At 69.2% G+C, this 26,603-nt stretch carries 25 protein-coding genes; 7 read left to right on the plus strand and 18 right to left on the minus strand.

Going from position 1 to position 26,603, the window contains the following annotated elements:
- The first annotated feature begins 494 nt into the window (after positions 1–494).
- The 3 genes from IE145_RS01340 to IE145_RS01350 are packed head-to-tail and all read left to right on the plus strand — an operon-like array spanning position 495 to position 4,839.
- Positions 495–1,706, plus strand: coding sequence for a MarR family transcriptional regulator (locus tag IE145_RS01340; protein WP_189518010.1), 1,212 nt, complete (start codon positions 495–497; stop codon positions 1,704–1,706).
- A gap of 41 nt (positions 1,707–1,747) precedes the next feature.
- Entirely contained in the window at positions 1,748–2,164 is a 417-nt protein-coding gene (locus IE145_RS01345; RefSeq protein ID WP_189518012.1) for a hypothetical protein, read from the plus strand.
- Positions 2,165–2,169: 5 nt separating this feature from the next.
- Positions 2,170–4,839: a KGGVGR-motif variant AAA ATPase gene (locus IE145_RS01350; protein WP_189518014.1), complete on the plus strand. Its 2,670-nt coding sequence runs from the start codon at positions 2,170–2,172 to the stop codon at positions 4,837–4,839.
- 115 nt (positions 4,840–4,954) lie between these two features.
- Here the strand turns inward: IE145_RS01350 and IE145_RS01355 are convergent, their stop codons facing one another.
- The gene (locus IE145_RS01355; protein ID WP_189518016.1) at positions 4,955–5,446 is read right to left on the minus strand and encodes an ATP-binding protein; all 492 of its coding nucleotides are present in this window, start codon (positions 5,444–5,446) and stop codon (positions 4,955–4,957) included.
- A 309-nt stretch (positions 5,447–5,755) separates the two neighbouring features.
- On the opposite strand from IE145_RS01355, the gene IE145_RS01360 reads away from it, so the two are divergent.
- Entirely contained in the window at positions 5,756–6,607 is an 852-nt protein-coding gene (locus IE145_RS01360) for a helix-turn-helix domain-containing protein (RefSeq protein WP_189518018.1), read from the plus strand.
- 10 nt (positions 6,608–6,617) lie between these two features.
- Positions 6,618–6,809 (plus strand): recombinase family protein, encoded by a 192-nt coding sequence (locus tag IE145_RS01365; protein WP_189518020.1) that lies wholly within the window; start codon positions 6,618–6,620, stop codon positions 6,807–6,809.
- 137 nt (positions 6,810–6,946) lie between these two features.
- On the opposite strand, the gene IE145_RS01370 is transcribed toward IE145_RS01365, so the two are convergent.
- The 15 genes from IE145_RS01370 to IE145_RS01440 all read right to left on the minus strand — a co-directional run bounded on the left by IE145_RS01370 (position 6,947) and on the right by IE145_RS01440 (position 19,865).
- The gene (locus IE145_RS01370; protein WP_189518022.1) at positions 6,947–7,285 is read right to left on the minus strand and encodes an XRE family transcriptional regulator; all 339 of its coding nucleotides are present in this window, start codon (positions 7,283–7,285) and stop codon (positions 6,947–6,949) included.
- 466 nt (positions 7,286–7,751) lie between these two features.
- On the minus strand, positions 7,752–8,381 hold the full coding sequence (locus IE145_RS01375) for an OmpA family protein (RefSeq protein WP_189518023.1): 630 nt from the start codon (positions 8,379–8,381) through the stop codon (positions 7,752–7,754).
- A gap of 8 nt (positions 8,382–8,389) precedes the next feature.
- Positions 8,390–9,007, minus strand: coding sequence for a hypothetical protein (locus tag IE145_RS01380; protein ID WP_189518025.1), 618 nt, complete (start codon positions 9,005–9,007; stop codon positions 8,390–8,392).
- A 34-nt stretch (positions 9,008–9,041) separates the two neighbouring features.
- Entirely contained in the window at positions 9,042–9,650 is a 609-nt protein-coding gene (locus IE145_RS01385; protein WP_189518027.1) for a pilus assembly protein TadG-related protein, read from the minus strand.
- The gene (locus IE145_RS01390; RefSeq protein WP_088573171.1) at positions 9,650–9,880 is read right to left on the minus strand and encodes a hypothetical protein; all 231 of its coding nucleotides are present in this window, start codon (positions 9,878–9,880) and stop codon (positions 9,650–9,652) included. The genes IE145_RS01385 and IE145_RS01390 overlap by 1 nt, the downstream gene beginning before the upstream one ends.
- 204 nt (positions 9,881–10,084) lie before the next feature.
- A complete protein-coding gene (locus IE145_RS01395; protein ID WP_189518029.1) occupies positions 10,085–11,059 on the minus strand; it encodes a response regulator transcription factor in 975 nt (324 codons plus the stop codon).
- A gap of 14 nt (positions 11,060–11,073) precedes the next feature.
- Positions 11,074–12,507 carry a sensor histidine kinase gene (locus IE145_RS01400; protein ID WP_189518031.1) on the minus strand — a complete coding sequence of 478 codons (1,434 nt, stop codon included), beginning with the start codon at positions 12,505–12,507 and terminating at the stop codon, positions 11,074–11,076.
- 77 nt (positions 12,508–12,584) lie between these two features.
- Complete coding sequence (locus IE145_RS01405) at positions 12,585–13,472, minus strand: DUF5936 domain-containing protein (protein WP_189518033.1); 888 nt, start codon at positions 13,470–13,472, stop codon at positions 12,585–12,587.
- Positions 13,473–13,502: 30 nt separating this feature from the next.
- Entirely contained in the window at positions 13,503–14,447 is a 945-nt protein-coding gene (locus IE145_RS01410; RefSeq protein WP_189518034.1) for a type II secretion system F family protein, read from the minus strand.
- Positions 14,448–14,457: 10 nt separating this feature from the next.
- A complete protein-coding gene (locus IE145_RS01415; protein WP_189518036.1) occupies positions 14,458–15,795 on the minus strand; it encodes a TadA family conjugal transfer-associated ATPase in 1,338 nt (445 codons plus the stop codon).
- A gap of 78 nt (positions 15,796–15,873) precedes the next feature.
- Positions 15,874–16,284, minus strand: a complete 411-nt coding sequence (locus tag IE145_RS01420) for a TadE/TadG family type IV pilus assembly protein (RefSeq protein ID WP_189518038.1) — start codon at positions 16,282–16,284, stop codon at positions 15,874–15,876.
- Complete coding sequence (locus IE145_RS01425) at positions 16,278–16,718, minus strand: TadE family protein (protein WP_189518039.1); 441 nt, start codon at positions 16,716–16,718, stop codon at positions 16,278–16,280. The genes IE145_RS01420 and IE145_RS01425 overlap by 7 nt, the downstream gene beginning before the upstream one ends.
- 3 nt (positions 16,719–16,721) lie before the next feature.
- The gene (locus IE145_RS01430; protein ID WP_189518040.1) at positions 16,722–18,038 is read right to left on the minus strand and encodes a CpaE/TadZ family protein; all 1,317 of its coding nucleotides are present in this window, start codon (positions 18,036–18,038) and stop codon (positions 16,722–16,724) included.
- A gap of 7 nt (positions 18,039–18,045) precedes the next feature.
- Entirely contained in the window at positions 18,046–18,753 is a 708-nt protein-coding gene (cpaB, locus tag IE145_RS01435) for a Flp pilus assembly protein CpaB (protein WP_189518041.1), read from the minus strand.
- A gap of 245 nt (positions 18,754–18,998) precedes the next feature.
- The gene (locus tag IE145_RS01440) at positions 18,999–19,865 is read right to left on the minus strand and encodes a hypothetical protein (protein WP_189518042.1); all 867 of its coding nucleotides are present in this window, start codon (positions 19,863–19,865) and stop codon (positions 18,999–19,001) included.
- Positions 19,866–20,437: 572 nt separating this feature from the next.
- Here IE145_RS01440 and IE145_RS01445 point away from each other — a divergent pair.
- Positions 20,438–22,168, plus strand: a complete 1,731-nt coding sequence (locus IE145_RS01445) for a chitinase (protein WP_189518044.1) — start codon at positions 20,438–20,440, stop codon at positions 22,166–22,168.
- Positions 22,169–22,268: 100 nt separating this feature from the next.
- Here IE145_RS01445 and IE145_RS01450 read toward each other — a convergent pair whose 3' ends face one another.
- Positions 22,269–23,633 (minus strand): Nramp family divalent metal transporter, encoded by a 1,365-nt coding sequence (locus IE145_RS01450; RefSeq protein ID WP_189518046.1) that lies wholly within the window; start codon positions 23,631–23,633, stop codon positions 22,269–22,271.
- 177 nt (positions 23,634–23,810) lie between these two features.
- Between IE145_RS01450 and IE145_RS01455 the strand changes: the two genes are divergently transcribed.
- Entirely contained in the window at positions 23,811–24,896 is a 1,086-nt protein-coding gene (locus IE145_RS01455) for a class I SAM-dependent methyltransferase (RefSeq protein ID WP_189518048.1), read from the plus strand.
- Positions 24,897–25,088: 192 nt separating this feature from the next.
- On the opposite strand, the gene IE145_RS01460 is transcribed toward IE145_RS01455, so the two are convergent.
- A complete protein-coding gene (locus IE145_RS01460) occupies positions 25,089–26,564 on the minus strand; it encodes a GntP family permease (protein ID WP_189518585.1) in 1,476 nt (491 codons plus the stop codon).
- Positions 26,565–26,603 lie beyond the last annotated feature (39 nt).

Raw genomic sequence — 26,603 nt, forward strand, 5'->3', positions numbered from 1 at the left:
ACCGACGCCCCCATGTCGAACTTCATGACATCCCCCACCCATCGAACGAACACACGTACGACCATGTCTACCAATCCAGCCATTGCTACTGCAATCGACAAATCAGCCAACGGCATTGCGGACTTCGTCCCGACGCTCGGGTCTCGGCACCCGAGAACCGGGACCCGAGACCCGAGCGCCGGAGTGGGGCTTTCACTCTTACGGGGGTACCTGAACGGGGTCCCGGCCCGAAGCTCGGGACCCGGGATCCGAGAGCCGGGACGCGAGACCCGGGATTCGAGCCCCCTCAGTAACCGGTAGGGAAATGAGGAGGGTTCGGGAAAACCTCCCCACCCGCCCGCCCCCGTCACGGCCAGCAAGTATGACTAATCGCGGCAGCTTGCGGCGCACCGAAGCGACTGTTTACGGTGCGAGAACCAAACGACCCCGACGCGGTGTTGGACGCACCAGGCCGGGGTCTCACCACAAGATCGATCACCTAGAAAGCCGATCCCATGGCTACCCAGCACACTAGCGCTGCCCTCAGCGCCCCCGCACCCTCACCCGCGTACCCGAAGGCGACGCCCGGCTACGGCAAACGATCCGCTCCCGGCCAACTACCGCGACGCCCTGACGACTTCGCCTTACTGTCGATGCGTGAGCGGTACGTCGCCGGGTTCGTCGACCACCTCCCCGACGGCGCGGCCATGGGCGTCAAGACCCTCGCCAAGCAACTCCCGCTCTACGGCCAGCAAGCCATCGGCACCGCCCTCACCGCCCTTTCGGTCGCCGGGCACCTACGCCGCGTGCGATGCGCCGTCGGCCAGGGCGAGACGACCCGCTGGGCCTTCCGCACCTTCTGGTCCCGGACCGCGCGCGACAACGAGTGGTGGAACGCCTACCTCGCCGCCGAGATGCGCCAACTCAACGACAGGGACAGCCTCGACGGCCTCCCCCGAGACCCGGCCGCCGACGGACCCACCGCCCCGCCACCACCCTGGGTCCCCGCTGATGAACCCGTCAATGAACCCGCTGCCGAATCTGCCTCTGAGCCTCCTGCCGACCATGCGGCGCCCGTAATCGGGACCGGGCCGACGAAGGACACCGGACCCGCCCGGCCCGCCGCAGTGCAAGCACCTGGCCCCGACCAGGCACCCATGCCCGCCGCCGCTCCGTCGAGCGCCCCCGCCGGCCGGGAACCCGCACACGTAAAGCTGCCGAACGCCCCGGCCCCAGAGCCCGGCAGCCGCCCCTCCCCCGCGTACCTCGCGCTCGCCCAACTCGCCCACAGGGACATCCGTGTCGCCCTGTCCGCCGCCGACTGCAGCGCACTTGAACCCCTCGCCACCGCATGGCTCGACCGAGGCGTCAGCACCGACTACCTCATCCACACCCTGACCGCCGGACTTCCCTACTCCGTCGACTCACCCGTCGCCCTCATCCGCCGCCGGCTCATGGACAAGATCCCGCCTCAACTGCCCACCGAGCGGGACGCACTTCCGCCCGAGGCTCCCGCCCGGCGCATCCTCGTCGAGTGCACCGACTGCGGCGCCCCCGGCCGCCCCGAAGCCCTCCCGGACGGCCTCTGCCGCCCCTGCCGCACCCACCACGCCTCCGGGGCCGCCGAGAAGCACCCCGCCGACCCCCGCGACACATCCGATGCTCCCAACGCGCGGGACATCAGCGCGTACGTCGCCGAACTCCGCAATCGCCTCAAGGCTCCCTGATCAAGGGAACGGCCCCGAGCCTCAGCCAGTAATCTGATGCGATGGTCGACGTGGGGGTAAGCGAGCTGCGGCGGAGCCGCGATCGGCTCGCGAAACAGGGAGACGCCGCCGAGCAAGCAGGGGACGGCGCGATCAGCGGGTTACTGCTCTTCTACGCAGCCGAATGCGGCCTGAAGGCGGAGGTGTTGCGCTGGATTCTGCGGCGTGAGGACACCTCCGCACTACCCAGTGACCTGCGTTCCCACAATCTGCGCCGCCTGGCCAAGGCGTTGAACCTTCAGGACCCCACCCCTGGGCAGGACCCATTGCGGTGTCGTCGGCACAAGGACAGCACCTGGATCGAGAGCCATCAGCTGCATGAGGCATGGCGCTATGGTGCAGAACTGTGCGCAGATGATCAGAAAGCTGCGCTGGAAGCCTTGAAGTCACTGGTGGAGGACGCCAGGAAAGGAACTTGAGCGTTATGGCCGGCAAGCTCTTCACCTGGGTGGACATCGATTCTCAACTGGCCGAAGCAGCTGCGGACGGCCAGTGGCCGCAGTGGCTCCTGGAGGTCGACGCCTGGTGGGACGCTCTGGAACTGACGGTTCGCCCAGGTACGGAGCGCGGGGCCGCCCGCGACTGGCTGGACAGCCAGTTCGGCCTCGGGTCAGCGGCTGAAACCGACGCGGGCCTGGCACTCGCCCTGGATCGCCCCGCGGCTCACGCCCCCCGCTCGCTCCCTGTGCGCCTGGTCGAAGCGGACGGTTCCGGAGCAGCCCCACGCCGCCCGCGACTCAGTGAGCGGCGTGTCACCTCAGCGCTGGGGGACGCCCTGCCGCGACCCGAGCACGCTCAGTTTGCCGGTGACAAGCAACTCATCGCCTTCCACTCCTTCAAGGGCGGCGTGGGACGCACGTTGCATGCCGTTGCTCTCGCCGATTTCCTGGCCTCCCAGGGCCAGCATGTTCTCCTCGTGGACGCGGACCTGGAGGCCCCCGGCATTACCTGGATGTACCAAGCGCAAGGGGGACGCTGCGACATCGCGTACGAGGACGTCCTCGCCCTCCTGCACTCGTCGAAGCAAGGTGACGCCACGCAGGCGGTGGAAATCGCAGCTGCGTATCTTCCCAACCAGCGTGTCTCACGCTATCCGGGGTCAGGCCGCGTGACCGTGCTTCCCGCCAGCCGACGCAGTCGACTCGGTCCACCTCGAATCGGCCCCACCGACCTGTTGACCGAGGACCGCTCACCGTACTTCCTCAGCGAATCCCTCTCGGCCCTCGCTGTCGCAGCCGAGGTCGACACCGTCGTACTGGACCTGCGGGCCGGAGCCTCCGAGCTGGCGGCGCCCATCCTGCTGGACCCCCGCGTGACGCGGATTTTCGTCACCACAGTCAGCAGTCAGTCCCTCCAAGGGACCGAGACCATGATCCGGCAGTTGGGAGCCCAGTCCCCGGCCGTGGCACGGACGGATCCGGCTCCCGGTGCGATCGTGACGCAGTACCGGCTGGACGTCCACGACCTGCATGCCGAGGAGGCCCGGAGTGGCCTGTCCGCAGCTCTGTCGTCCACCATCGCCGTGGCGGCCACCGATGAGTACACCTCGGACGAACTCACGGTGGATGAACAGGTCCTGACCGAGCCGCTCCTGAGCCCGTTCCGTGAAGAGCTGCTCGCGCTTCCGCAAGGCTGGGACGCGGTCGTGGAAGTCATTCGGCGCTGCGGTCTGCCCGGCTTGCTCAGCGAGTTCGCACCAGGCGCCGGGCAACCGGTACCGGCATCCGCGGACGACCTGGCGACCCTGGACGAGCGTCGACGCGCACTGGAAAGCACAGCGGGTCGTCTCGTCTTCGCTGAGCGACAGGGCATGGACTCCAGTCTCGGCTTCCTCACGACCGAACCGGTCCGTCGCCTGATCGCGGATCACAGCACCGACCTTCCTGTAGCTGTCGTCGTCGGCGCGAAAGGCGCGGGCAAGACCTTCACGTTCGCCAGAATGTGCACTGCGGGCACATGGGATGCTTTCGCGCGCGAGAACGGCCAGAGCGTCGAGCGGACTGCCATGGTCATTCCTGTCCTGGACCCGGCCAACATCGCGGAGCCACAGACCGGCGTGCTGTCCCCCCAAGCGCTCAGAGACCGCGCGGCAGGTGGAGAAGGCGTTACCGCCGACGAGCTCCGCAGCCATCTGAACGCCGGCCTCGCGGACACACAGGCCCACGACACGGAATTCTGGAGGCAGCGCTGGCTGGAATGTCTGGCCTGGTCAGCCGGTGCCCCACGTGACGTACCAGCTGAGGAATTCCTCATCCAGCGGACCCTGGACACGCCCGGATCCTGTGTCTTCGTGATTGACGGCTTGGAGGACTGGCTCGAGTCCCTGGACGCAGAACCTCGGCGCATCGCCCTCCGAACCCTGCTGATCGAGGTTCCGGCCTGGCTCCGCCGCCTCCGCAACCGCTCGCTCGGCCTCGTGGTATTCGTGCGTCAGGATCTGGTCCGCACGGCGATCAAGCAGAATCTCGGGCAGTTCCTCGACCGCTATTCCCCTTACGAACTCCGGTGGGACACCGAAGACGCCCTTCGGCTCTCGTTGTGGATCGCGTCAAGTGCCAACGCGGTGGTAACGCCTGATACTCCGATCGCCGATATGGGCTTCCACGAAATCGTCCAAGCGCTCCTTCCCCTCTGGGGTGCGAAGCTCGGTACCGAGAACTCGCGTGAAGCCTGGGCCGACCGGTGGGTTCCTGCGGCTCTCGCCGACTTCAACGAACAGATCCAGGCCCGCGATGTCGTCCGCTTCCTGCGGGAGGCGGCTTCCGCTTCCACCGGCGACGAGCGCTGGCAGGACAGAGTGCTGACCCCGGCGGCCATGCGTCACGCGCTGGGGGCGTGCAGCCGCGAGAAGGTACAGGAGATCAATCAGGAGAATCCCCGCCTCGGGAAGCTCCTTCGGCACATGGCAACTTTCTCCGACTCCGTCAAGATGCCCTTCGATGCAGCTGATCTAAATCTGGCCCCTGACGAGGTCGAAGCCCTGGAGCAGTGGGGCGCACTGGCCAGAGATGCCGACGGGCGCTACCGCATGCCCGAGATCTACCGCCACGCGCTAGGTTTCCGCACCCAGGGCAGGGCACGAGTCGTCCGGTGAATGTGAGTACCGTTCTTGTCCGGCGGAAGCTCCGCTCGCCGTAGAACATCGGCATCGAGGTCGTCCCTCTCGCCCGCCGACCCCGACCGTCTTCGCAGCCTCTGGTGAACGCCTCTCAGCGGGGCAGCAGAGCCCAGGTCTTCGTGCCACGGTGCGGTGGAAGCGCGCCGTCGGTGCCCCATGCACCGCCCCAGTCGGCCACCACCGCTGCCAGCAGCCACAGAGCCCGGCGGCGACGGCTCCGGCAGAGGGCGTCCGCCCTCGGATCGTCGTGACCGGCGTGCTGGTCCCAGGTGACCAACCGCAGGGCGTCGTCCCGCTCACGCACGGAGACGTACAGCTCCTTGCCAGGTGCCATCCGCGCGGCCACGGAGAGGAGTTCGCCCATGGCGAGCCCAGCGGGCCAGGCGTACCGGGTGAGCTCGTGAGTCCGCAGCGCCGCGGTGAGCAGGGCTCGCCCGACCGCCGCGCTGCGCGGGTCGCCCAGCAGGGTCACGCTCAGTGCGAGGCCACGCCCGGAGGCCGTGAGCGGCGGGGCGTACGGGGCCGGGGAGGCCGGCTCTTCGAGGGTCGCGGGGCAGAGTGCGGCGCGTGAGGACGGAGGCATGGCTGACTCCCTTGGAGTGGTGAAGTGTTGGGTGGCGCTGGAGTGTTCGGCGTCGGAGCGCACAGGGGCTCGCGTCCTACCCGAGGGGCTGTGGCCTGTCTCCCTGACGCGACGCCGCCCCTCCCAGGGCAGGAGGAGGCAGGCAGAGCCGCGCGATGCACTTCGGCCTATCGGTGCGTGAGCGGTGCAGCACTCAACATAGCCCCACGAGGGTTAAATTGCCCTTACGGTAAGAGAATTGCGCCCTTTCGTGTCTGGTCGCACGTACAGACGGCAGACTTTCCTTGACCGTCTGCGGAAAGGACCGGCATGGCAGCAAGGACATCCCCCACTGACCGTCAGCGGCGACTCGGTGCCGAAGTGCGGAAGATGCGCATGTCGGCGGGGGTGACGGCGGAGTCCGCTGCGGCACTTCTGGGCGTCGATCGCGGCAAGATCTCGAACATCGAGTCCGGGGCAAGGCCCATCAGCCCTGAACGGATCCGGACGCTGGCCGGCGCCTGTTCTTACACCGATGAGCGATTCGTCGACGCATTGGCCGACATGGCACGCCCATCTCAGCGTGGCTGGTGGGAGCAGTACCGCACCTCGCTTCCGCACGGCCTGAGTGACGTCGCGGAGCTGGAGTCCCATGCCGTACGCATGAGAGCCGCGCACGCCATCCACGTTCCCGGACTGCTGCAAACCACCGACCATGCGTTGGCCCTCTTCCGGGCGGTGGTCCCGCCACTCCCTGAGCACGAGGTCGCCATGCGCCTGACCCACCGGCTCCAGAGACAGCACGTTCTCGAGGAGCCGAACCCCACCTCGTACGTCTGCATCGTGCACGAGGCCGCACTACGGATGCAGTTCGGTGGCACAACGGTCGCACGCGGACAGTTGCACCACCTCGCGGAGAGGGCAGAGCAGCCCAACGTTCGCCTGCTCGTGATCCCGTTCACGGCTGGTGTGTTTCCTGGTGCCGGGCAGACAGTTTTCTATGCGGAGGGCCCCGTCCCCCAACTCGACACCGTGCAGATCGACAATTCCCATGGGCCTGACTTTCTCCACTCGGAAGACCAGCTGTCGAAGTACCGGGCACACCTGGACTGGATGGAGCAGATCGCCCTGGGACCTGACCAGTCACGTGACTTCATCCACGACATCGCACGCCAACTCTGAGAGGTCGACCATGCGCGGGATCAATTGGGAAGACGCGTTCTGCGGCGAAGGCAACTCCTGCTATCGGATAGGCACGGATGAGCAAGGCAACAGCTACATCGCCCGCCAGGGTGAGGAGCAGGCATATCTCACCGACAGCCGGGAGGCCCTCCAGCAGCTGATCCGCGACATCAAGGCCGGAAAGGCCGACCACCTGCTGTGATGGCGGAGGGTCCCGTGCCACGTTCACCTTGCGGCACGGGACCCCTTGGCGCAACGCGGCTCTCGCGCGCAGGGGGCAGGAGGCAGGGACACGGATTCGGATCCGAGGGCTCAAGGTGCCGGCAGATCCCTCTTCGCTCACGCCACGGTGTATTCGGTGTCGCCGAAGTCGGCAACGACCCGGAGCCTGCCACCGAGCGCTTCCACGTAGGACCGGAGGGTCGCCACCTCGGTACGATCGACCTCTCCGTGCTCGATCGCGGAAACTCGCGGCGCCGAGACTCCCATCACCTCGGCAACATCACGCTGCGTGAGTGCCTGGTCCCGCCGAACCTCGGCCAGCTGATACGCCCGCACCTCGGCAGCCAGCCGGTCCATGGCCGCTCGCTTCTCCTCGGACGTACGCACGGGCCGACCCGCCGCGATACGACGCTCCCGCGTCGTGCGCTTGGTCTCCTCCCAGCTGACGCTGCTCATTCGCACTCCCTGGAGCCATGGCGTCGTGGATCTTCCCGCTCCGGGACGACCCGGGCCGCAGCTCCTTCAGGTGATGCAGCTCCGCACCCTTCAGCCGGTCACCCGGCGGCCTTGCGAGAGTCGGGCCGCCCTCACGCGTTCCCCGAGCTGCCACGCCTGCTGTCAGCTGTCTGCTGGGCGGTCAGGAAGCACATCGCAGGCAGGGGGCAAGACCCAGCTCTTCCCGCGCCTCTTCCTCCGGGACCGCTGCCCACTTGTCGCAGGTATCCCGCTTACCGGTCAACGCCGGGCACTTCCCGTCCCTGTGATAGGCGGTGCGGTGGATACCTTCGCGATACATGACGATTTGCATGCGTTGCCGACCCTCTCGGTTGACGACGCGACCAACCTACTTCAGCCGGAGGCATGGAACAGCCGGGCCTGCACGGCGGCGGCGCGGGGGCCGCCGCCGTGCGGACAGACGAGGTCAGGACCCCTCGCCGCGCGGGAAGGAGACCTCCACGCGGCGGTTCTTCTTGCGGCCCTCTTCGTTGCTGTTGCTGGCGATCGGGTACTGCTCGCCGTAGCCCCGGATCTCGTACGTGACGGTGGGGCCGAGCTGCTTCGACAGCACCCCGTGCACGGCGTCGGCCCGCTGCTTGGACAGGACGTCGCCGTGGGCGGAGGAGCCGAGGTTGTCGGTGAAGCCGAAGACGCGGACCTTGGTCGCGTTCTGCTTCTTGATCTCGTCGGCGATGGCGGCGATACGGGCGTTGGCCGCCGAGGAGAGCTTCGCGCTGTCCTTGCCGAAGAGGACTTCCGCCTGGAGGGCGAACTTGATGTCGGCGTTGCTGTCCTCGCGGCGCTCCTCGCCGCCGAGGTCTTCGACCACCTGGACGATGTCGAGGACCCGGCCGGGGGCAAGGGTTCCGCCCTCGGGCATCTTGAGGTCGGGGTCGTTGGCGTCGATCGGGACCGGTGGCTCGGATGTCGCTTCCGTGCCCGGGGGCACGCTGGGCCCGTCATCGGCCCACGAAGGTGAGGCGCCGAACAGGGCGGTGGCCGCGACGAGCACGGCAGTCGCAATGGGCAGTCCCACGGTACGCGCAGGCGTCATGGCGTTCATCACCCGGAAATCTTGAGCGATGCGGTGGCGAAGGTCGGAACGGAGAAGTCGACCTCCGTCGTCGTGCTCGGCGGTGCCGGGAACTGCATGAACACGGCAGTCGAGTCGCCCGGCTGGAGCGGCGCGATCTTCGTGGTGCACAGGCAACGGCCGTCGGTGTCCCGGAGCACGTAGTAGCGCTTCTTGCCCTGCTTGTCCACCAGTGTGGCACCGCCGACGGATGAGAGGTTCTGACGCACGATCACGCTCTCGCTGCCTGCCCATTGGGCCGGGTTGGCCGGCTTGTCGCCACCATTCTTGACCTCCGCCTGAACGGTGACGAATCCCCCCGAATCCCGTTGCACTTGGTTGATGACCATCACGACACCGTTCTGCCCACGGATCTCAGCGAGCTTCACATTGGGGTCGACGTTCTCCCCGGCAGCCGTGTCCTGTTGCTGCGACTCACCTTTGTCCTCCGCGGACGGGCTGGCCGGGGCGGACGGCGCGCTGGAGCCCTCGTTGCCGGGCTGCTCGCCTCCGTCATCGCCACAGCCCGCGAGAGCAAAGGCCAGAGCAGCCGTCATGCTGACAGCCGCCATGGCCCTTCTGGTCGTCGTGGTCCGCCGCATGCTCATGGTCCGATTCCTCTACTCGTCGTTCGCTTCGCTGTCACTGGTCGACCAACCGCACGTCAAAGAGAGTTCTGCTCACGCTCTCCCACGGTGGAGGGCTGGCGGGCACGATCTCGAGGATCTTGCCGTTCCGGCACGTGAAGGTGAAGAGGTCGATGATTCCGTCTCCGGTGGAGTCCACAGCTATCGGGTTGGGACAGCGGAACTCGATGAGCGCAGTGGCCTTGGCCTTGGCCTTCCTGTTCTCGGAGCCGGGGAGCACCGGCGAGTCCACCGGCTTGTTTCCCTCGACCTTGACCGTGATCCGGTCGCGCAGATATCCAGGAGTCGGGTAGCACGATTCTGTTCTGGCGTCGTTGGCCGCCGCCAGGCGACTTGCCTCGTAGCAGCCGTCGTCAAAAGGCCCGCTGAGGAACGCGTCCAAGACGTTGGTGGGGAGCGAGGCGTAGAAGCCCGCCCCGAAATTGTCTCGAGCCTTCTGGGCGGCTGCCAGCGCGGCGGCGTCGGCCGCCCCCTGGGATCCGTTGCGCAAGGCGGACGCCTTGCCTACAGCGAAGAACGCAAACGCGAGAAAGAGCAGGCCCGCCACCATCACTACGTAGATGGGGAAGGCCTGCCCTCGGTCGCTACGGGACCGGACCATCATTAGCCAGCAGTGATCTGATCGACCAGGCCGCTGATGCGCTCCGAGATCGCGCCACCGATACCCGTGGCCACGATCGCCCCGATGATCGCCACGACCACCAGAATGATCCCCAGGTACTCGAACGCCGTCTGCCCCCGGTCCTTCGCCGCGTAGCGCTTCTGGATGGCGCTGACGGCGGTGTTGGCCCAGCCGTTGACGCGGACGGCGGTCTTCAGGGTGATGTCCGACATGGTGTTCCCCTCCGGGTTCGGCCGACCGGTTGCCGGCCGACTCGCGCGTTTCTGCGGTGCCGCCCTCGTTACCGGCTTCCTCCTGGACGGTGCCGCTGGCGACATGAGAAACATATGCGGGAACCCGCACTCCCACAGAGGGCCCGTGGGCCCATTCCCGGGCCCAAAGCACCTTCTGGGTCCGCACGTTGCGGAATCGCCGGCTCATGGCTGCCGCCCGGGGTTCCGGGGCGCGGTGCCGAGCCAGTGGGCGATCGCCTCGCTGCGGGTGGCGCTGTGGAGCTTGGTGAAGATGCGGTTGATGTGGTTCTTGACCGTCTTCTCACTGATGAAGCAGGTGGCGGCGATCTGCTGATTACTCATTCCGGACGCAATTAGGTCCATGACCTCCACCTCCCTCGAACTCAGCCCGTACTGCTGCCTGTTGGGGGCGGGTGCCGTCCCCCCGGATACAGAAGACTGTCCCACAACTGGTTGCAGTTGCGAAAGGCTTTCCGAAGGTTCGGCGGTGTGCGGGGGCGGTGGGGCCGGTGCCGTCGCCAGGGTCGCGCCCAGGCCGTCGGGGAGCGGGGCCCGCTGGGCCGGTGTGCCGTGGCGCATGTGGGCCAGGAGGGCGTCGGCTGCGGTGACGGTGAAGTTGGCGCGGCCGTCCTTCGTGTCGCGTACCGCCTGGACCAGCTGGTTCGCCGTGAACTCGCCGTGCACCAGGTAGCCGCCCGCGCCCAGCCGCAGCGCCTCGTGGACGATCTCGCTCTCGCGGCTGTACGTGAGCATCAGCACGGGCGCGATGCCGACCAGGTGCGGCAGGGCCGAGATGCCGTCCACGCCGGGCATGCGGACGTCCAGCAGGACCACGTCGGGGCGGTGTTCGAGCGTCTTCTCGTACGCTTCCCGGCCGTCCGCCGCCTCCGCGACCACCTGGATGTCCGCCCGGCCCGACAGCAGCACGCCCAGCCCCGCCCGGACCACCGGGTTGTCGTCCGCGACCACCACCCGGAGGCGTTCGGCGGCCGGGGCGGCGGGCCCCGGTGGGAAGGGGGACGGGGACGGGAACGGGGTCGCGGGGGGCCGGGGGTCGGCGGCCGGGGTGAGCGGGATGTGCGACGGCGGGTGCTGGGGGGCGTGGCGGTGGGCCGCCGCCCCGTAGCGGTTCGGCGCAGGGGATACATCGTCCGGCATGCTGCGACCTCCTCTCAGGGTTGAGGGTTGCGGGTGGGGGTGGGGGTGGCGAAAGTTGTGGTTTTCCCGGGTGTCGGCCCGGGTGCGGGTGCGGGTGCCTGCGCGGTAGAGGTGCCGGGAGCCGGTTCGGGGGGCCGGGGCGTGGTCCCGGACCCGACCGCCAGCGCCGCCAGCGGAAGCTCCACCCGTACCTCCGTCCCCTTCTCCGCCTTCCCCCGCCCGATCCTGATCCGGGCCCCGATCGACGCGGCCCGCTCCACCATGCCGACCAGGCCGAAGTGGCCGGCCCGGCGCAGCGTTTCCAGGGTCGTCCCGGCGGGCAGGCCGCGGCCGTCGTCGTACACGGTGAGGCGGAGCATGTCGCCCTTCACGCCCGCGAGGACGATCAGGTACGTCGGGGAGGCGTGGCGGTGCGCGTTCTCCATGGCCTCCGAGGCGACCGTGAGCAGTTGGCGCGCCACCGCCTGCGGGACCGGGGGGACCGGGGTCTCCTCGGACAGGCGGCGGAAGGTGGCCGTGACCGGGTGACGGGCGGTGAAGTCCGCCGCCTGGGCCGCCAGTTCGGCGATCAGGTCGACGCCGCCCTCCAGGCCCTGTTCGCGGCGCAGGTCCGTGAGCAGTTCCCGGGACTCGGCGGCGGCCCGGCGGGCGGCACGGGCGACCAGCTCCGCCTGGAGTTTCACGGTGGGCGGGTCCATGCGGTCCGCCGAGCCGGCGAGGCCGTCGGCGGCCAGCGCCAGGCCGTGCAGGGTCTTGGCGACCGAGTCGTGCATCTCCCGTGCCAGGCGGGTGCGTTCGCCCTCCACCGCCTCGTTCACCGCCAGCCGCGCCCGGGTCTCGGTGAGCGCCTGGGTGGCCGATCCGAACCGCAGGAGCAGGTTGCGCAGGGTGACCCCGACCGCGCCCGCGATCACACAGAAGCCGGGGAGCAGGAGTCTTGTCGCTCCTCCTCCCTCCAGCTTCGGAACGCTCTCGTACACACCGAAGACGATCAGCACCTGGAGCACCGCGAAGACCGCCGCCCCGCGCCAGCCGTGGATCAGGCCCGCCAGCAGCGGCGTGCAGACGGTGACGTACGCGAGGGTCGACTCGGGGGTCGCCGTGATCAGCAGCAGTGCGCCGAAGAACACGTCGACGGCCAGCAGCCAGGGGTGGCGCAGGAGGACCGGCCCGAACCGCTCCCAGTCCCGGAACAGCAGGTACGACCCCATGAAGGTGACCAGGATCGCCGAGCCGATGAACCAGGTGGGCAGGCCGGGGGCCGTGTGGCTGATGGCGTACGGAGTCGCTATCGCGATCATCGCCAGGCGGAAGCCGAAGACCTGGCGGCACATCGCCTGGAGCGCGTTGACCTGGATGGCGAAGGCCGGGCGGGCCGGGGTGCCGGAGTGGGCGCGGGTCAGTTCCGCGGTCAGTCCGGGCTGTGCGCTGCCGAGCTGGTATGCCATGTGCCTGTCACCTCCGTCCGGTGTCCCGTACTGCTCCTGCCTCTACGTCTCCGTCCCCATCCCGCCCGCCGTTCATGTCACCCGCCCGTGAGTGCCCCGAAGTCGACGTCGGCTCCGTACACGAATCCGACCGTGAGCAGCAGGAGCGTGCCGGGCAGCAGGAACGTGGTCACCGCGAACGTCGCCTTCGGGACCGCCTTGGCCGCCTTGCGGCGGGCGTTCTGGGCGTCGGTGCGGCGCATGTCGTTGGCGATCTGGATCAGCGTCTCGACGATCGGCGCACCCAGCTCCTCGCCCTGCTGGAGCGTCGTGACGAACATGGCGACCTGTTCGGAGTCGTTGCGCCGGCGCAGTTCCTCGAAGGCCTGGCGACGGCTGACCCCCATGTCCATCTGGCGGAGTGTGATGCGCAGTTCGTCGGACCACGGGCCCTCGTACTTCTCCGCGACCCGGTCCAGCGCCTGCCGGAAACCGAGTCCGGCGGAGACGACGACGGCCAGGACGTCGAGGAAGTCCGGCAGGGTGCGTTCGATGTGGTCGCGGCGTACCCGGATCGCCGACCAGATGCCGACCTCCACCCAGAACAGGCCGAAGGCGATCATCAGGAGGGCGAGGAAAAGCTGGCCCCGGAGGAGCATGGAAAAGGCTCCGAGGACTCCCAGCGCGCCGTAGACCGCGCGGCGGGCGGCGTAACGGTCGATGGTGAGGCCGCCGGGGTTGCCCGCCAGGTCGATCTGGCGGCGCTTCTTGTTGACGGCCTTGGGGCCCATCATCCGCAGGACCGCGGGGGCCCAGCGGATACCGAGGCGGTCGATGCCGGAGCCGACCGCGCTGGTGCGGGTGGCGCCGGATTCGAGGGCGACGGCCAGGTCGCCGGGGAGTTTGGCGTCGGCCCGGTACATCCGGATGCCGTGGATGGCCCCGTACACGGCGAGACCGACGACGAGAGCTAGCAGCAGGTCCATGGCGGTTCTTCCCCTCAGCTCGTCAGCTCGTCAGACGTCGATACGGGACAGGCGGCGGATCACGACGAACCCGATCGCGTACAGGACGATCGCCACGACCACCGCGGCCTGGCCGATGAAGGCTCCCGTCATGCGGTCCAGCGCGCCGGGCATGACCGCGTTCATCAGCAGCATCGCGCCGACGCCGAAGATGGGGACGGCGTAGGCGGTGACGGTGACCTGGGAGAGCTGGGTCTTGACCTCGCGGCGGGTCTCCTTGCGCTCCTCCAGGGTCTCGGTGAGGTTGCGCAGCGAGCTGACGACCGTACCGCCGGCCCGGTTGGAGAGGACCAGCGTGGTGACCAGGACGACCAGTTCGCGGGAGGGGAGACGGTCGGTCAGTTCGCTCAGCGCGTCTTCCAGGGGCTCGCCCACGGCCAGGCGGCGTGCCACCCGGGCCAGTTCCTCGCCCGCCGGGTTCTCCAGCTCCTCGGCCGCCATCGACAGCGAGGTGCGCAGGGCCAGGCCCGCCTGGGTGGCGTTGGCGAGGATGCGGGAGAGTTCGGGGAGCTGGTTGATGAAGCGCTCGGTGCGCTTGGTCCGCTGCCAGTTGAGGAACGCGTTGGTGCCCCAGAGCCCGATCAGCGCGGCGACGGGGCCGAAGAACGCGGCGAGCATGGAGGAGGCGAGCATCCAGAGCCCCGCCATCGCGACGACCGCGTAGACGAGGAATTCGCCGGGCGTGATGTCCAGGCCGGTCGCGGCGAGCTTCAGCTCCAGTTTCCGGCCGAGCGCGGTGCCGCGCAGTCTGCGGTCGAGTCCCTTGAAGCGGCGGGTCCGCCCCGTCTCGGGGATCTGCCCGACGTGCGAGAGCCGCTCGACGAGGGCGTCGCGGTCGGCTTTGCCGCCCGAGTAGGCGTACAGGCCCATCACGCCGAGCACGCAGCACAGCAGCGTGACGCCGATGGTGACCAGGGGGAGGTTGACGTTGTCCATGGCTCGGTACCTAGTTGGCCTCTCGGGTGGCGAGCTGTTCGGCGGACTGGGCGACGCCGAACGCCTGCGGGATGGGCTGACTGGCCAGGTAGAGACGCTCGGCGAGCCTCCGGGGCAGCGGGAGGTACTGGAAGTCGCCGTGGATGCGGCCGTCCGCCGACATCGGCTGGGCGTTGAAGCGGGCGACCGTGACGATGCGGTACGGGTCGCGGCCGTGGCTGTCCAGGACGGCGATCTCGGTGATCTTCCTGGCACCGTCGGCGTGCCGGGTGAGCTGGACGATCACGTCGACGGCGCTGTTGATCTGGTCGTGCAGCGCCTCGAAGGGGATCTCGACCTCCGACATCGAGGCGAGGGTCTGGAGCCTCATCAGCGCGTCCTCGGCGCTGTTGGCGTGGACGGTGGCCAGCGATCCGTCGTGACCGGTGGACATCGCCTGGAGCATGTCGAGCGACTCGCCGCCTCGGACCTCACCGACGACGATCCGGTCGGGCCGCATACGCAGGGAGTTGCGGACCAGGTCGCGGATGGTGATCTGCCCCTTGCCCTCGACGTTCGCCGGGCGGGACTCCAGCCGGATCACATGGCTCTGCTGGAGCTGGAGTTCGGCGGAGTCCTCGATGGTGACGATGCGCTCGGCGTTGGGGATCAGGCCGGAGAGCGCGTTGAGGAGGGTCGTCTTGCCGGTGCCGGTGGCCCCCGAGACGATGATGTTGAGCTTGGCCTGGACGAGTCCGGCGAGCAGCACCAGCATCTGCTCGTCCAGCGAGCCGAAGCCGATCATCTCCTGAAGTGTGAAGGAGCGCGGGAAGCGGCGGATGGTGAGCGTCGCGCCGGTCAGCGACAGCGGCGGGATGATCACGTTGACACGCTCGCCGCTGGGGAGGCGGGCGTCCACCATCGGGTTGGACTCGTCGACGCGGCGGTTGACGGTCGACACGATCCGCTCGATGGTCTGCATCAGCTGCTCGTGGGAGCCGAAGCGCATCGGGAGCTGTTCGACCTTGCCGTTGCGTTCGACGAAGATCTGGTCGGGGCCGTTGACCATGATCTCGGTGATGGACGCGTCCTCCAGGAGCGGTTCCAGGATGCCGAGGCCGAGCGCCTCGTCGACGACCCGGCGGATGAGCTGCGAGCGCTCGACCGTGGAGAGGACCGGGCCCTCGCGGCTGATGATGTGGCCGAGGACGCGTTCCAGCCGGGCCCGCCGGTCGGCGGCGGCCAGCGAGGACATCTCCGCGAGGTCGATCTCCTCCAGCAGCTTGGCCCGGTAGGTGGCCACCATGTGGCCGTCCTCCCGTGCCCCGCCCTGCTCCTCCGGAGCGGTCATGCGTGCCCGCAGGCTCATCTGCGTAACTCTCCTCGTCGGGTCGTCGGGTCGTCGCGGTCGTCGGGTCGTCGCGGTCGGGAACCAGCGCAGGTGTGGTCAGAAGCCGGAGCCGACGTGCTCGTTGGGCATCGTCGCGCTCCGCTTTGCCGTCCAGTCGTCCAGGCCCGGCACGATGGAGGGCACCTTCACCTCGACCGTGACCGTGATGTCCCGACCGCCCGTCCTGCGGTACTCGAACCCGCCGTCCTCCACCCAGTCGCTCACCGCGTCGCGCGCGTTGCCCTCGCCGCTGCCCCGGGCGTCCACGCTGGCTTCCGTACGGGCACCGGCGCGGGCCGCCGTACCCGCCTGGGAGGCGGCGTACGCGGCGACGCCGAGCTGGATGGCCGCCACTGCCACGAGGAGCAGCAGGGGGAGGAAGCCGAGGTACTCCATGGCGACCTGGCCCCGGTCGGCCTTCGGGCGTACGGGACGGGAGTTCTCACCGTTCGCGTGTTCCGTCACCATGACCGCGCCTCCTCCCTCGGCGATCCCGCCGTGCCCGTGATCTTCGTGTCGAGGTCGAACAGGCCCGGCACCAGCACCGGGACCTTCAGCTCCACCGTGGCCTCGTACAGGCTGCCGCTGCGCCCGCCGCAGTCCACGTCCGCCGCACTGCGCCAGGCACCGGGCAGGTCCTTCAGCGCGCCCTGCCGGCACGCCAGATCGGGTGCGAACTCCGCCCCGCTGCCCTTGCGCGCGCCCACGTCCGCCGCGTTGCCCGCGAGGCTGAACGTGTAGCCGATCAGGGCGCATTCCCAGAGCACCAGCATGATCAGGATGATGAAGGGGGTCATGCCCAGGAACTCGACGGCCGTCTGGCCGCGGTCCCGGCCCCGGCGGTCACGTAGGGCGGTGGTCCGCCCCCGTATGCCGCTGCGAGCTGTTCTCGTGGTGGTCATCGCTCAACGTGTCCCCTCGGAGTCTCCGGGGCCGCGGCCGGAGCCGTCGCGCCGGCGGCGCGGGCGTCCGATCGAGCCCCGGTCGTTCTTGAAGGCGCCGCCGCTGTTCCGTTTGGCCAGGGCGCCGCCGCTCTTCTTGCCCGTCGCGCTTTCCTTGACGATGCCCAGCTCTCCGGCCAGGCCCCAGAGCGCCTGCTTGACGGTGCTCTTGGCGTCGAGTTCGTGCAGGCGTCCGGAGTCGATGGACGCCTGGAGCTCCTTGAAGTTCGCGGGGACCGCCGCGGAGGCGACCCGGGTGCCGGTGATCTTCTGGATCAGCGGCGGCTGGATCTCGGTGTTGCGGGTGAAGCGGTTGACGAGGGTGATCGTCTCCTCCGCCTTGCGGATCTGGAGCCGTTCCCACATCCGTACGACGCGTTTCGCGCCGCGCACCGCGACCACGTCGGGGGTGGTGACGAGCAGGGCCACGTCCGCCATCTCGACGGCGGCCGCGTTGGCACCGTTCATCTGGGCCCCGCAGTCGATGACGACGATCTCGTAGCGGGTGCGCAGGGCGCTGACGATCTGGCGGGCCGACCGGTCGCTGACCTCCTCGCCGCGTTCGCCCTCGCCGGGGGCGAGGAGCAGGGCGAGGCCGGTGGAGTGGGAGAACACGGCGTCGGACAGCACCCGGGGCGATATGTCGGTGATCAGGGCGAGGTCGACCAGCGAGCGGCGGAACTGGACGTCGAGGAAGGAGGCGATGTCCCCGGTCTGGAGGTCCATGTCCACCAGCGCCACCGTGTGGCCGGACGCCTGCGCGGCCAGGGCGAGTTGGATGGCGGCGACGGTCGCGCCGACGCCGCCCTTGGCGCCGGTGACCGTGACCACGGTGCCGCCGGGGCCGGTGAAGACCTCGTTGCCGGAGGTGAGGTGGCGGCGTACGCCGGCGGACCACTGGGCGGCCGCCTGGACGCGGTTGGCGAGTTCCTCGTAGCTGAGCGGGAGGGTGACCAGGCCGCGGGCGCCGGAGTCCATCGCGTTGGCGAAGAGGCTCGGGCTGGCGTCCGCGGTGATCAGGACGACGCCGACGGACGGGAACCGCAGCGACACCTCCCGGATCAGCTCCAGGGCCGGCACCGGGCCGATCCGCTCGTGGACCAGCACCACCTCGGGCAGTTCGTCGAGCGCCTCGCCCGCGAGGCGGGCCAGGGTGTCGATGAGCTGGGTGGAGTCGCCGACGGGGGTCGCCGGTTCGGCGTCGGGCAGCTGGCTGAGCAGGGTGGTGACGGAGCGGGCCGCGTCGAGGTCGCCGACGGCCGGGAGGATTCTGGTGGTCATCCCATCCTCACTTGTCCTTGTCGAGCGTGTAGGTGCGGTCCCCGGGACGGATGGTGCCGTCGCTGCCGGGGGCGACGAGCGCGAGGCGCACGTGCTCCGCGAACGACTCGGCGTAGGCGACGCGCTGGGTGTCGAGCGTGTTCAGCGCGAAGGTGATCGGCACGGCCTCGGTGGCGCGGGTGCCGCGGTCGTTGGCGCCGGGGTCGAGGGCGGTGAGCTCGCCGACGTCCAGCACCTTGGCGTTGGAGACGATGACCTTGGACTGGGCCGGGTCGCCCTGCTGCTCACCGGCGAAGGTGGCGTAGATGTTGACCGTGGCGCCCGGGGTGATCTTTCCCGCGACGCCGGTGGAGGCGTCGATCATGATGGCGATCTCCTGCTCGCCGGCCCGGAGTTCGGGCTTGCGGACCATCATGTCCGACTGGAGGAGGGAACCTTCGCGCAGCTCGGTCACCGCGATCTTCGACTCGACCTCCCGCAGGTCGGTCACGGCGTTCTCCGAGAGCCAGCGTTTGGGCATCTTGATCTTCTCGAACTGCCCGCTCTTCAGGGCGGTGTACGGAGCCACGTTGGTCTTCAGCTGGTACGCCGTCACCTCGGGCCCGACCTTCGAGTTGACGTCGCTGATCACCGAGAGCACGCCGGCGAAGGCCGCGAAGGCACACAGGACCGACAGGAGCAGGAGTATCACGCCGCGGCGCTGGCGGGAGTTCATGGTCCGGACAACCTCGTTCGAATCGGATGTGTGGAGCGGACAGCGGACAGAGTGAGCGGTGCTGCGGAACAGGCATGTGCGGTGGAGCGGGTACGTGCGGTGGTGCGGGCATGTTCTGTGGAGCGGGCATGTTCTGTGGTGCGGTTACGCGCTTACATCTACGGCTGCGTCCACCGCGGCCGGGAGGAGTCGGCGGGTGGAGGCGCGGGACGGGGACGGCGGGCGGGGAGCGGGGAGCGGTCGCGTCAGGGGCCCGGTGATTCGTCGGCCCCATGGTGTGGGACACCGGTGGGCAGCGCACGGTTCTCCGAAACCGGAAGAGGTGCGGAACAGAATGCGCAGCGGTCGCCGATGAGTTCCATGGCGCACCAGTGGCACTTTTCCCGGCGTACGGAGGAAACCAGCTGATAGAGGACGGAGAGGTCCGGGAGATGGGCGGCGAACTCCACCAGCTTTCCCGTGCCCCACCAGCGCGGCGAGTCGGCCGGGACCGCGGTGTCGTGAATGGCCTGGACCTTCCAGGCGGGCGCAAGGGTCTCCTGTACCCACTCCGACTGCAGATTCCCTTTGGCCACCAGAAGATGCGTGCCGAAATCCGGTCCCGTCAGCGGCTCGGCGGCCGGGCCCACTTTCACCAGCTGCGGTTCGGGGCCGGCGAGCACGGCGAACTGGGAGCCGGGAACCCAGGACTTGGCGTGGCTCTTGAGGCTGACCGGGACCCGGTCGAGCCGGGCGACGGAGTTGAGGAGGGCGCCCGCGTAGATGTAGTGCGACAGCAGCCGGGCGGCGGAGGCGACCACCCCGGGGCTGAAGTCGCAGATGGACAACTGCCTCAGCTGGCGCACCAGTACGGCGACGCCGAGGGGCGGGAGGTCCACCTTGACCAGGGCGATCCGGTCGCTCTCCAGCACCGAGCGGATGGAGTGGAGGCGACGTTCGTGCTCGGGCCGGATGCCCGAGGGGTACAGGGCGATCACATACCCGTGCTGTTCCAGCAGCAGGTGCATGTCGCCGATCGCCAGCTCCAGCACCTGGGCCTCGGGGGCCTGGAGCAGAGCGGCGGTCGGTGTCTGCTGGTCGGTCGGCGGCAGCACCAGGTCTGCGCTCGTCACTGCTATCGCGGTCGGCACGCTCTCCCCGTTTCGGCTCCGGTCGACGTGGGGACGCCGACCGCAATCGCTCCTGCTCCGTGCTCCTGCCCCAGCACTTTAGCCACGTCTCACCAGGCAGAGAACAGCTATCGGAGACCAGTACGGCACCATGCGAACACCGTTCCAACGGCGACCGGGTGCTAAACGGGATGAAATCGATTCCGTCCAACTCGGCCGTCACTGCGGAGCGTTACCGAATCACGCGTCCGCTTTTCGATCACGCGTCCATTCGCGCACGTCACCCAGGATTCGAGGCGACCGGCTCCCTTTTCGTAAGGGCGTTTCCGTGACGTCGTGAGATCTCCCGCAAGATCACTCGTGCGGGGGGCGAGGTGCGGACGCGATGCCGCCCCGGGGCCGGGAATCCGCCGCCCGGCACCCCCGTACGGGGGTGGCCGCGGGCCCTCGCGTCCGCCCGCCCGGACGGCCTTTCGCTGCCAGAGGTCTTGACAACTTGATTGGTCTGGACCAGTTTATGCGCACTGCACCGCACCGCCCATCCCCGGCACCCCCCAACTCCCCCGGAGGCACCAGTGGAACGCTCCGCAGGCCGCAGTAGCAGCAGACGCCGCCGCTCCCGGCCCGTACTCGGCGGCACCCTGGCCGTCGCCACGGCCGCCGCCCTGACCGTCACCGGACTCGTCAGCACCGCCCAGGCCGCCGACGTCAACAACGCGAAGAACGCGGGCTTCGAGTCGGGCCTCGCCAACTGGACCTGTTCCGGGGGCAGCGGCGCCACCGTCTCCTCCCCCGTGCGCAGCGGTACGTCGGCACTGAAGGCCACCCCGGCCGGCCAGGACAACGCCAAGTGTTCGCAGTCGGTCAAGGTGAAGCCCAACTCGACGTACGCGCTCAGCTCCTGGGTGCAGGGCGGTTACGCCTACCTCGGCGTGAGCGGCACCGGGACCACCGACGTCTCCACTTGGACGCCGGGCTCCTCCTCCTGGACCAAGCTCTCCACCAGCTTCACGACCGGCGCGAACACCACGTCGGTGACCGTCTACACCCACGGCTGGTACGGGCAGGCCGCCTACTTCGCCGACGACATCGCGGTGACCGGGCCCGACGGCGGGGGCGGCGAGGACCCCGGCCCGGTCATCCCGGCGGCCCCGGCCGGTCTCACGGCGGGCGCCACGACCACATCGTCGGTCGCCCTGTCCTGGAACGCGGTCTCTGGCGCCACGGGCTACAAGGTGTACCGGGACGGCGTGCAGGCGACCACCTCCACCGGGACCTCGGCGACCGTCACGGGGCTGACCGCGGACACCGCGTACCAGTTCTCGGTGAGCGCCACCAACGCGGCCGGTGAGTCGGTCAAGTCGGCCGCCGTCAGCGCCCGTACGGCGAAGGAGGGCACGGGCCCCGGCCCCGGCCCCGCCGTGCCCAAGCACGCGGTCACCGGCTACTGGCAGAACTTCAACAACGGCGCGGCCGTCCAGAAGCTCACCGACGTCCCGGCCGACTACGACATCATCGCGGTCTCCTTCGCGGACGCCACACCGACGCCGGGCCAGGTCACCTTCAACCTGGACACGGCCGGGCTGAACGGTTACACCGACGCCCAGTTCCGGGCCGACATCAAGACCAAGCAGGCCCAGGGCAAGAACGTCATCATCTCGATCGGCGGCGAGCTGGGCACGGTCCGGGTCAACAGCGACGCCTCCGCCACCGCGTTCGCCGACTCGGTGTACGCGCTGATGCAGGACTACGGCTTCAACGGGGTCGACATCGACCTGGAGAACGGCCTCAACGCCACCTACATGACGAAGGCGCTGCGCCAGCTGTCGGCAAAGGCGGGCAGCGGACTGGTCATCACGATGGCTCCGCAGACGATCGACATGCAGTCGACGTCGGGCGAGTACTTCAAGACGGCACTCAACATCAAGGACATCCTGACCGTCGTCAACATGCAGTACTACAACAGCGGTTCGATGCTCGGCTGTGACGGCAAGGTCTACTCGCAGGGTTCGGTGGACTTCCTCACCGCGCTCGCCTGCATCCAGCTGGAGGGCGGCCTCGACCCGTCCCAGGTCGGCATCGGCGTCCCCGCCTCCACGCGCGGCGCGGGCAGCGGCTACGTCGCCCCGTCGGTCGTGAACGCGGCGCTGGACTGCCTGGCCAAGGGCACCAACTGCGGTTCGTTCAAGCCGTCGAAGACCTACCCGTCGCTGCGCGGCGCGATGACCTGGTCGACGAACTGGGACGCGACGGCCGGGTTCGCCTGGTCGAAGGAGGTCGGCCCGCACGTCCGCAGCCTGCCGTAGCCCGTATCCCGTATCCCGTATCCCGTAGCGCTCGACGATCCTCGAACCCGCAGCGCCGCCGCTCCCCCGGCGGCGCTGCGGCGTTCGTCGGACCCGCCCGTCACCAGGGGAGATCGCGCACCTGCTGGACGCACAGCACGATGAACAGCAGCCCGGAGAGGGCGAGCATCCCGTTGCTGACCCATCCGTTGCGCCACTCCCCGGGCGTACGGGAGGAGTTGAGCAGCCAGATCAGGGTCAGGGCCAGGAACGGCATGAAGAACGCGCCGAGCACCCCGTAGGCGATGACCAGGCCGAAGGGCTGGTCCAGCCAGAGCAGCGTCATCGGCGGGAAGGTCAGCCAGAGGAGGTAGGCGCGGAACGGCAGGGAACGCTGCTGCCGGGCGGTGACCGCCGGACCGGCGTACTCCTCCTCGGACACTTCCGAGACTTCGGAGGCCCCGGATGCCTCGGAGGTCTCGGAGATCACGGGGGACGCCGGGCCCGCCGGGGCCCTGAACCGCTCCACGAAGTCGGCGAACATCAGGCTCACCCCGTGCCAGACGCCGATCAGCGACGAGAACGACGTGGCGAAGAAGCCGACCAGGAAGAGCTTGGCGGTGCCGGCGCCGAAGCGGTCCTCCAGCACCCTGCCCAGGTCGACCAGTCCGCGGTCGCCGGAGGTGAGGGCGGTCTGCGAGGCGTGCAGCAGCTCGGCGCCGACGATGAGCATCGCCACGACGAAGAGCCCGGTGGTGATGTAGGCGACCCGGTTGTCGAGCCGCATCACCCTCATCCAGGAGGAGTTGCTCCAGCCCTTGGCGTTGACCCAGTACCCGTAGGCGGCCATGGTGATCGTGCCGCCGACGCCGCCGATCAGTCCGAGGGTGTAGAGGAGCGAGCCGTCCGGGAGCGCGGGCAGCAGTCCGGCAAACGAGGCCCCGACGTCCGGGACGACCCGGATCGCCACGTACATGACCACCACGAACATGATGCCGATCAGGATCGTCATGGCCTTCTCGAAGACGGCGTACCGGTTGAACCAGACGAAGAGCAGTCCGATCAGCCCGGTCACGATCGCCCAGAACTTCAGCCCCGGCCCGTCGGGGAACAGCGCCACGATGGGCAGGGCGCTGGAGGACATGGCCGTCGCCCCGTAGATGAAGCCCCAGACCACGACGTAGATCGCGAAGTAGACGGTGGTCCAGGGGCCCAGGCTGCGCCAGCCGTCGAAGAGGGTGCGGCCGGTCGCCAGATGCCAGCGGCCGGCGGCCTCGGCGAGCGAGATCTTGACGACGCAGCCGATCACCGCCGCCCACATCAGGGTGTAGCCGAACTTGCTGCCCGCGATCAGCGTCGCGACCAGGTCCCCGGCCCCGACCCCGGTCGCCGCGACGACGATGCCGGGGCCGATGTACTTCCAGCTGGATTTACGCGGTCGGGAGGCCGGCTCCCCTGTCTCCGTGGTTGCGCTCGTCTCGGACATGCCGATCAAGGAAGCGCAATCGGCGGGACAGCACAAGGGGGCGTGCACGGCAGTAAAATCTGGAGGGGACCCATCGGCCGGCGGCGAGCGGCGGATGCGGGGGGAGCGGGCGCCCACGGGGTGGCAGTGCGGGCGCGTTACCGGCGGGGCGCTGCGGGCTTCCGAAGGAGGCGCACCATGTCGCACACGATCGAGCGGACCACGGATCCGGTCCGGCAGGAGGAGTTCGCCGGGCGGATGCTCCAGGTGCTCAACGATTCCTGCCTGGGGTATCTGTGCAGCATCGGACACCGGACACGGCTCTTCGACGTGATGGCGCAGCTGCCGCCGTCGACCAGTGAGCACATCGCCGGTGCCGCCGGGCTGAACGAACGCTATGTGCGCGAGTGGCTGGGCGGAGTGACGGTGGGCGGGATCGCCGAGTACGACCCGGCGGACGGGACGTACCGGCTGCCGCCCGAGCACGCCGCCTCCCTGTGCCGCGACGCCGGACCGGACAACCTGGCATCCTTCCTCCAGGACCTCGCGCTGATCGGGCTGGTCGAGGACGAGGTGGTCGCGGCATTCCGGGACGGTGGCGGGGTGCCCTACTCCTCGTACCCGAAGTTTCAGGAGCTCCAGGCCGAGGAGACGGCCCGGGTGTACGACGCGGCGCTGGTCGACGTGATCATCCCGCTGGTACCCGGCCTGCCGGAGCGGCTGGACTCGGGGGCCGGTCTGGACGTGCTCGACGTCGGTACGGGGCAGGGGCACGCGGTGAACCTGCTGGCGCGGGCGTTTCCGGCGAGCCGGTTCACCGGGGTGGACATGTCGGAGGGCGGTATCGCGGCGGCCCGGGACGAGGCGGCCCGGCTGGGCCTGCAAAACGCGCACTTCGAGCTGGCGGACGCGGCCGCGGTGACCGGAACGTACGACCTGATCACCGCCTTCGACGTGATCCACGACCTGGCCCGCCCGGCGGAGACCCTGGCGGCCGTCGCCGGTGCGCTGCGGGACGACGGGGTGTTCCTGATGGGGGACATCGCGGCCTCCAGCAAGCTGGAGGAGAACCTCGATCTGCCGCTGGGCCCCACGCTCTACGCCTTCTCGGTCTTCTACTGCATGACGACCTCGCTGAGCGAGGGCGGCGCGGGCCTGGGAACCGTATGGGGCCGGCAGACCGCGCTGCGCATGCTGAAGGAGGCGGGGTTCGGTGACGTGCGGGTGCGCGAGGTGGAGGGCGACATCCTGAACGTGTACTACGTGGCGCGGAAGGGAAGTTGAGGGAGCCTCCCGGGGCAAGCTCGGCGCGAGCCTCCGGGGCGGGCTCGGCGCGACCCTCCGGGGCAAGCTCGGCGCGAGCCTCCGGGGCGGGCTCGGCGTGAGCCTGCCCCGGGCGGGTGCGGTGTGCCCCGGGCCGGGGGGTCGGGCTCGGCGCGGTCCGCGCGTGCCCCGACCCGTACCGCCGGACGCTCCCTAGATCACCAGGCTGAGCAGCGCCGCGACCGCGAAGCCCGCGACCGACAGCACCGTCTCCAGGACCGTCCAGGACTTCAGGGTGTCGCGCTCGCTGATGCCGAAGTACTTCGACACCATCCAGAAGCCGCCGTCGTTCACGTGCGAGGCGAAGATCGAGCCCGCCGAGATCGCCATGATGATCAGCGCGAGGTGGGCCTGGGAGAGGTCCTGGCCCTCGACCAGGGGGACCACGATGCCTGCGGTCGTGACGATCGCCACCGTCGCCGAGCCCTGGGCCACGCGCAGGACCACCGAGATCAGCCAGGCGAGCAGGATGACGGGCAGACCGACGTCGTTGAACGTGTCGGCGAGCGCGTCCGCGATACCGCTGCCCTTGAGCACCGCGCCGAAGATGCCGCCCGCGCCGACCACCAGCAGGATGTTGCCGACGGGCTTGAGCGAGGACGTGGAGACGGACTCCAGGCACTTGCGGGACCAGCCGCGCCGGATGCCCAGCAGGTAGTAGGCCAGGAACAGGGCGATCGTCAGGGCGACGAACGGGTTGCCGAAGAACTCGACCACCGAGCGCGGCGTGGAGGGGTCCAGGGCGATCGAGGAGAACGTCGCGGCGAGGATGAGGATCAGCGGGGTGCCGATGATCGCGAGGACCGTGGCGAGCGGCACCGGCTTCTCGTGCGGGGTGACGCCGGCGGCCCGCTGCTCGGCGACGACGGCGGCCTTGGCCTCCTCGGCGGCCTCCACCATGTCCTGCGGTACGTCGACGAAGACCCGCTTGCCGATCCAGGCGGAGTAGCCCCAGGCGGCGATGACGGACGGGATGCCGACAACGATGCCCATCAGGATGACCCAGCCCAGCGACACGTTGAAGAGTCCGGCGGCGGCCACCGGGCCCGGGTGCGGCGGCAGGAACGCGTGGGTCATCGACAGGCCCGCCAGCAGCGGCATCGCGTAGAGCAGGATCGATTTTCCGGAGCGCTTGGCGGCGGCGTACACGATCGGCGCGAGGACGAAGATACCGACGTCGAAGAAGACCGGGACACCGAAGACGAGCCCCGTCATCCCCATGGCGAGGGGGGCGCGCTTCTCGCCGAAGGCGTTCAGCAGGCGGGCGCTCAACACCTCGGCCCCGCCGGAGACTTCGAGGATCGCGCCGAGCATGGTGCCGAGTCCGATGATGATCGCGACATGGCCGAGGATGCCGCCCATGCCGGATTCGATGACCGAGACGGCGGCGGATTTCTGCACGGTGCCGAAGAGTTCGGTGACCGAGAGCCCGGCGCCGAGGCCGACGGCTATGGAGACCGCGAGCAGGGCGACGAACGGCTGGAGCCTGACCTTGATGATCAGGAAGAGCAGGAGGGCGATGCCGAGGGCGGCGACGGTCAGCAGACCGGCGGTCCCGTCGATCAGGAGGAGCAGTCCACCGGTGTGCGGTGGGGTCTCGGCCGGCGAGGGGGTGGCGGCGAGCAGCATGGGGACTCCGGTGGTGCTGGAGGGCAGGGGGGAGCGCGG

The sequence above is a fragment of the Streptomyces sindenensis genome (assembly GCF_014649035.1).
Classification (GTDB): Bacteria; Actinomycetota; Actinomycetes; order Streptomycetales; family Streptomycetaceae; genus Streptomyces; species Streptomyces sindenensis.

Bases quoted from the DNA above. Each gene is read 5' to 3' on its own strand.
- IE145_RS01405 (WP_189518033.1), bottom strand. From the start codon at position 13,472: ATGGACCTGCTGCTAGCTCTCGTCGTCGGTCTCGCCGTGTACGGGGCC.
- IE145_RS01340 (WP_189518010.1), top strand. From the start codon at position 495: ATGGCTACCCAGCACACTAGCGCTGCCCTCAGCGCCCCCGCACCCTCA.
- IE145_RS01420 (WP_189518038.1), bottom strand. From the start codon at position 16,284: ATGGTGACGGAACACGCGAACGGTGAGAACTCCCGTCCCGTACGCCCG.
- IE145_RS01400 (WP_189518031.1), bottom strand. From the start codon at position 12,507: ATGGCATACCAGCTCGGCAGCGCACAGCCCGGACTGACCGCGGAACTG.
- IE145_RS01460 (WP_189518585.1), bottom strand. From the start codon at position 26,564: ATGCTGCTCGCCGCCACCCCCTCGCCGGCCGAGACCCCACCGCACACC.
- IE145_RS01410 (WP_189518034.1), bottom strand. From the start codon at position 14,447: ATGGACAACGTCAACCTCCCCCTGGTCACCATCGGCGTCACGCTGCTG.
- IE145_RS01375 (WP_189518023.1), bottom strand. From the start codon at position 8,381: ATGACGCCTGCGCGTACCGTGGGACTGCCCATTGCGACTGCCGTGCTC.
- IE145_RS01415 (WP_189518036.1), bottom strand. From the start codon at position 15,795: ATGAGCCTGCGGGCACGCATGACCGCTCCGGAGGAGCAGGGCGGGGCA.
- cpaB (WP_189518041.1), bottom strand. From the start codon at position 18,753: ATGAACTCCCGCCAGCGCCGCGGCGTGATACTCCTGCTCCTGTCGGTC.
- IE145_RS01390 (WP_088573171.1), bottom strand. From the start codon at position 9,880: ATGTCGGACATCACCCTGAAGACCGCCGTCCGCGTCAACGGCTGGGCC.
- IE145_RS01365 (WP_189518020.1), top strand. From the start codon at position 6,618: ATGCGCGGGATCAATTGGGAAGACGCGTTCTGCGGCGAAGGCAACTCC.
- IE145_RS01450 (WP_189518046.1), bottom strand. From the start codon at position 23,633: ATGTCCGAGACGAGCGCAACCACGGAGACAGGGGAGCCGGCCTCCCGA.
- IE145_RS01385 (WP_189518027.1), bottom strand. From the start codon at position 9,650: ATGATGGTCCGGTCCCGTAGCGACCGAGGGCAGGCCTTCCCCATCTAC.
- IE145_RS01395 (WP_189518029.1), bottom strand. From the start codon at position 11,059: ATGCCGGACGATGTATCCCCTGCGCCGAACCGCTACGGGGCGGCGGCC.
- IE145_RS01455 (WP_189518048.1), top strand. From the start codon at position 23,811: ATGTCGCACACGATCGAGCGGACCACGGATCCGGTCCGGCAGGAGGAG.
- IE145_RS01360 (WP_189518018.1), top strand. From the start codon at position 5,756: ATGGCAGCAAGGACATCCCCCACTGACCGTCAGCGGCGACTCGGTGCC.
- IE145_RS01370 (WP_189518022.1), bottom strand. From the start codon at position 7,285: ATGAGCAGCGTCAGCTGGGAGGAGACCAAGCGCACGACGCGGGAGCGT.
- IE145_RS01345 (WP_189518012.1), top strand. From the start codon at position 1,748: ATGGTCGACGTGGGGGTAAGCGAGCTGCGGCGGAGCCGCGATCGGCTC.
- IE145_RS01380 (WP_189518025.1), bottom strand. From the start codon at position 9,007: ATGAGCATGCGGCGGACCACGACGACCAGAAGGGCCATGGCGGCTGTC.
- IE145_RS01430 (WP_189518040.1), bottom strand. From the start codon at position 18,038: ATGACCACCAGAATCCTCCCGGCCGTCGGCGACCTCGACGCGGCCCGC.
- IE145_RS01350 (WP_189518014.1), top strand. From the start codon at position 2,170: ATGGCCGGCAAGCTCTTCACCTGGGTGGACATCGATTCTCAACTGGCC.
- IE145_RS01355 (WP_189518016.1), bottom strand. From the start codon at position 5,446: ATGCCTCCGTCCTCACGCGCCGCACTCTGCCCCGCGACCCTCGAAGAG.
- IE145_RS01425 (WP_189518039.1), bottom strand. From the start codon at position 16,718: ATGACCACCACGAGAACAGCTCGCAGCGGCATACGGGGGCGGACCACC.